The sequence below is a fragment of the Xenorhabdus sp. PB62.4 genome (genome assembly GCF_014467285.1).
In the GTDB taxonomy this organism is placed as follows: domain Bacteria; phylum Pseudomonadota; class Gammaproteobacteria; order Enterobacterales; family Enterobacteriaceae; genus Xenorhabdus.
In genome coordinates this window covers 5,665-9,708 of sequence record NZ_NKHR01000039.1, presented here as the reverse complement: position 1 = coordinate 9,708, position 4,044 = coordinate 5,665, and the positions used below count along the sequence as shown (strand labels likewise).

Sequence of the window (4,044 nt, the reverse complement as noted above, 5' to 3'; positions counted from 1 at the left end):
GCGGAGGCCGCAGGCCGACCTGCCTACAGCGTTGTTAGCCTGGACCAGGTCAGGCAGCTAATGAAGGCGCAGGTGAGATGCCGGATGTGGCACGGTGTTCCGGTTCGGCGCGGTTTTGGGCAGGCATAGGCTCCGGTGCTGACAGCAGAAGGCGCCAGCCTTGTGCGGTGCACCCCGCGATGCTGACAGCGGGGGCGCCAGACATAATGTAGATTGTGCGATGTGAGCCGCTCTTCGGGGTTGGGCGGAACACGGTGGCCGCACGGCGAATTTCGCACAATCTCCCTGCATTATGTTAAATGGGCTTTGGGCAGCCGGCACATAGTGATTGGGGACACCGTGGCCGCCGCTGCCCATTGCCCATTTACCCCCGCCGGCACCGCAGCTTCCGGGCAGTCCGGCCACGGTCTGCCCCTTCTCCACACCCCGCGAACTTAACGGGGACGGGTGCGCTGTCCGCTGGCACCGTGTTGGCGGTCTGACATGCTACTTTCCGCGGGTTCAGGACATGGGCGGCTCTCCGGCGGTTCGGTGTCGGCGTTTGGCTGCTGATTATCTGCCCGCTCGGCCGGATGGGTCTGGCTGTGCACCTGCCTGAGCTGTTTGATGGCGACCCGCGTATACACCTGGGTGGTGTTGAGTTTCTCATGCCCCAGCATCGCCTGGATATGGCGGATATCCGCGCCGTTGTCCAGCATCTGCGTCGCCATCGAGTGCCGGAACAGGTGACAGGCGCCCGGCTTGTCCAGTTGAGCCTGATGGCGGATGGCCTTGCCGGCGATTTGGGTCAGGTGCCCCAGACTGAGCGGCCTGCCCTTTTGCGAGATAAACAGGTAACCGCTGTCATGACTTTCTGCCAACTGTGGCCGGACCTGCACCAGATAGCGTGTCAGCCAGCCCAGCGCCCGCTCGCCGATGGGCACCACCCGGTCTTTATGGCCTTTGCCCTGATTGACCACAACTGCCCCCCGTTCGACGTCGATATCGCCCCGCCGGAGCTGGCGCAGCTCCATACGCCGGAGGCCGCTGCTCCAGAGGATTTCCAGCATCACCCGGTTACGCAACCCCAGCATACTTTGGTCGTCAAGGCTGTCCAGCACCTGCACGGTTTCCCGTTCACTCAGTATCTGGGCGGGCAGCCGCTTCTCTTCTTTCGGCAACACCACCTGCTCGGCCGGGTTGTAGAGGATATGATGGCGTTGCAACAACCAGCGGAACCACAGCCGCAGGGCGATTAACCGTTCCCGCTGGCCGTTATGGCGGTAAGGCTGGCCGTCGGCCTTGCGGTAAGCCCGCAGATAGCGCTGCCAGCTTTCCAGCAACGCCAGCGTCACCTGGGCCGGATACTGCACGGTGCGCTGTTCGCACCAGTCCACGAAGGGCAGCAGCCGTTCCCGGTAGCTTTCCCGTGTCCGCGGGCTTTTTCCCTGTGCGGTCAGTGTATCGAGGTACGCGTCCAGTTGCGCCCGCAACGTGATAAGCGGGTTGCCGTGTGAAGTTGTCATGCGGATTTTCCTTTTTGTCGTGGACGTTATCCGGCAGTACGGTATGACGGTGCGTTTTGATGATGTTGCCGGAACAGTGATTTTTGATATTATCCAACTTGCGCGCTGTCAGCCCTGTCTGGCTGCGGCCTGATAGCCGTTTTATCTCCCCCAACTTGAGACCAACCTGACCCCAACTTAGGGGCAGCTTGCCTTGTTTTCAGCCCAACTTGCGCTGATCATACCGGGACGATCAGGCCGCTTAAGTGCGCGCTGTCGCCATCACCGTCCCAGAGCAGTTCGTATTGCAGCAGATGCCCGCGACTGCCGCCGTGGATCAACAGGTATTCCATCTCAGCCAGCCGCTGGCAATGCACTTTAAGCTGATTGTCACTCCATTGAGTAAAGTCGCGGATATCCCGCCGGGTAAAACGAACGGCGTTCAGGGCACACTGCTGATCTGCCACCATTCCATGCGCCATCTGCTGGATCAACAGCAGCAGCTTGCGCGTCTGCGGCGGCATTTCGTCCAGCGTCCGGCCTAAGATTTCATGGGCAAGCTGATTCGCCAGTTTGATATCGTCTTTGCTCACTTCGATGTATTCCAGCGTTTTCCCGCGATGTTCTGCCGTTTTGATTTCCCGCTGGTACTGATGCAACAACGCGATGCTCTGAATGAGCGTCAGGTATTTCATATGGTCACGGCGGGTACGGGTTTTGTCTGACATAAAGGTCAGTTGGTGCGCATACGGATTGACCACATTCAGCGGGCGCAACAGCCGCTGGGCGTTCTGGTGAAGCTGCGTCAGATAGTCGCGCTCGTTCTCAGCCAGCAGGCCTTCGAGCGTTTGTTTCTGGCGCTGCACCGCATGGATGGCTTCGGTCTGTTCGCGGGATTCGTTGACCGTCAGCACCAGACAGCGGTTGAGCAGCTCTTCATCCACATCGATCGCCGTCGTGGTCAGCATCAGCATCACCGGGCCTTTCACGGTGTAGCTTTTGGTGACGAGGTTTCCGGTCGCTTCATCCTTGCCCGTGCTCGCCATTGTCAGCTCGCCGTCCGACTGCAACAGCTTGAGCGCATAGGCGGCCTGCCGCACCCCTTCTTCTTCGGCGATAGCGAGAATTTTATGCTGGAGATTGGTTTCGCCCAGATAGAACAGGCTTTGCCCGGTCATGGCGCTGTACTGGATGCGCTCCTCTTCGGGGATCAGGTTCAGCACCGCCTCCATCAGTGAGGATTTGCCGGCGGCGCTGCTGCTCTGGATAAGTACCGCTAACGGTTTGGGTAACTTTCGGCTCACCGCCGCCAAAAAACCGGCCAGCAAGTTAGTGGATTCGCCGACCACACCGCAGGCCGCTAAATCAGTGGTGATACGGGCGGTCAGGTACGGATCTTGCAGTAAGGCCAGTGCCGCTTCCCGCTCTGCGATCCCCATTTCCGGTACGCGGGGTTCGGTGCCTGGGGCGGGCTGCTGTTGCCATTGTTCGACCGCCAGTAACACCTGACTCAGTGCCCGCCGGAGGTCGCCTTCGGTTAAGCCCAGCTCAGCGGCGGCCATGCGGGCGTAACTGTTGCGTGAGCGGCCGCTCATCAGATCAACCCCGTCGGCGAACAGCACACCGCTTTGCCTGTCCAGCACCTGCGCATTGAGCTTCATGGCAACCGATCCCGCTTTGACCGCGCCCAGCCCGCGCAGACACCATTGCAGTGTGCCGGCTGACACGCGCAGCTCGCCATGATCACCGGACTCACAGACGACATTCGGCGTCACGCCGGGCGCGGATTCAGCCACTAAAGAAGAAGCGGGTGCTGGCGCCGTGTCCGGCTCAGGTGTCTGGCGCGCAAGGGCGACCATGTCCGCCACATCCTGCATCGGCACGGCACTCTCAAGCAGCAGGGCAAAGGCCGATTCAGGTTCCGCCATCTGGCACAGATACCCGTTGGCATCCCTCTCTGGCGGGAACACTATACGCAGCGGCGTGATGCCTTTGGCAGCCAGTTCCGCCGCCAGTTTGACCGCGGCATCATTGCCGGCGGTATCATTATCGAAAGCGATCAGCACCTGCTTAATGTTGTACTGCTCAAACGCCTGCCAGTGATCAGCCGTGACGCCATGCACCCCGTAAGCGGCCGTGACATTGCGTTGCCCCGTCACCCAGAACGACATCGCATCAATCAGCGATTCGCACAGGATCAGCGTTCGGGAGGCACCCAGCGCCGCTTCATTCCAGACCCCTTTGTGTGCCCCCGGCAGGTACAGGTGACGGATAATCGATTGGCGCTGGTCGTCGCCGATTTTGCGCCCGTACAGCCCGTGCACCTGCCCCTCAGCACCGATAACGGGCACAACCAGCGAGCCACGCAGATGCTCCCGCCCGTTCTCCCGCAACACCCCGATGGCTTGCAGGCGGCGGCGGATCTCCTCGCCTGCTTTGACTTTTTTCGGTGGCAGACGGTAGCCCAGCGTGCGGTTGGCAAAGCCCAGCTTAAACTGCGCGACCAGTTCAGGATGGTTGAGCCGCCGCTTCGCCAGATAAGCCTGGGCTTCCGGCGCAT

The 4,044-nt window shown here is 60.8% G+C and carries 4 protein-coding genes; 1 reads left to right on the top strand and 3 read right to left on the bottom strand.

Annotation, left to right across the window (positions count from 1 at the left end; genetic code table 11):
* Positions 1-57: 57 nt before the first annotated feature.
* Complete coding sequence (locus tag Xenpb_RS18140) at positions 58-405, bottom strand: hypothetical protein (protein WP_187655565.1); 348 nt, start codon at positions 403-405, stop codon at positions 58-60.
* A gap of 29 nt (positions 406-434) precedes the next feature.
* Entirely contained in the window at positions 435-1,505 is a 1,071-nt protein-coding gene (gene xerC, locus Xenpb_RS18135) for a site-specific tyrosine recombinase XerC (RefSeq protein WP_187655564.1), read from the bottom strand.
* Between xerC and Xenpb_RS20145 the strand changes: the two genes are divergently transcribed.
* The gene (locus tag Xenpb_RS20145; RefSeq protein WP_255523190.1) at positions 1,504-1,638 is read left to right on the top strand and encodes a hypothetical protein; all 135 of its coding nucleotides are present in this window, start codon (positions 1,504-1,506) and stop codon (positions 1,636-1,638) included. The two genes, xerC and Xenpb_RS20145, sit on opposite strands and share 2 nt — an antisense overlap.
* An 85-nt stretch (positions 1,639-1,723) precedes the next feature.
* Here Xenpb_RS20145 and Xenpb_RS18130 read toward each other — a convergent pair.
* On the bottom strand, positions 1,724-4,044 hold a 2,321-nt coding region (locus Xenpb_RS18130), incomplete at its 5' end, for a toprim domain-containing protein (protein WP_187655563.1).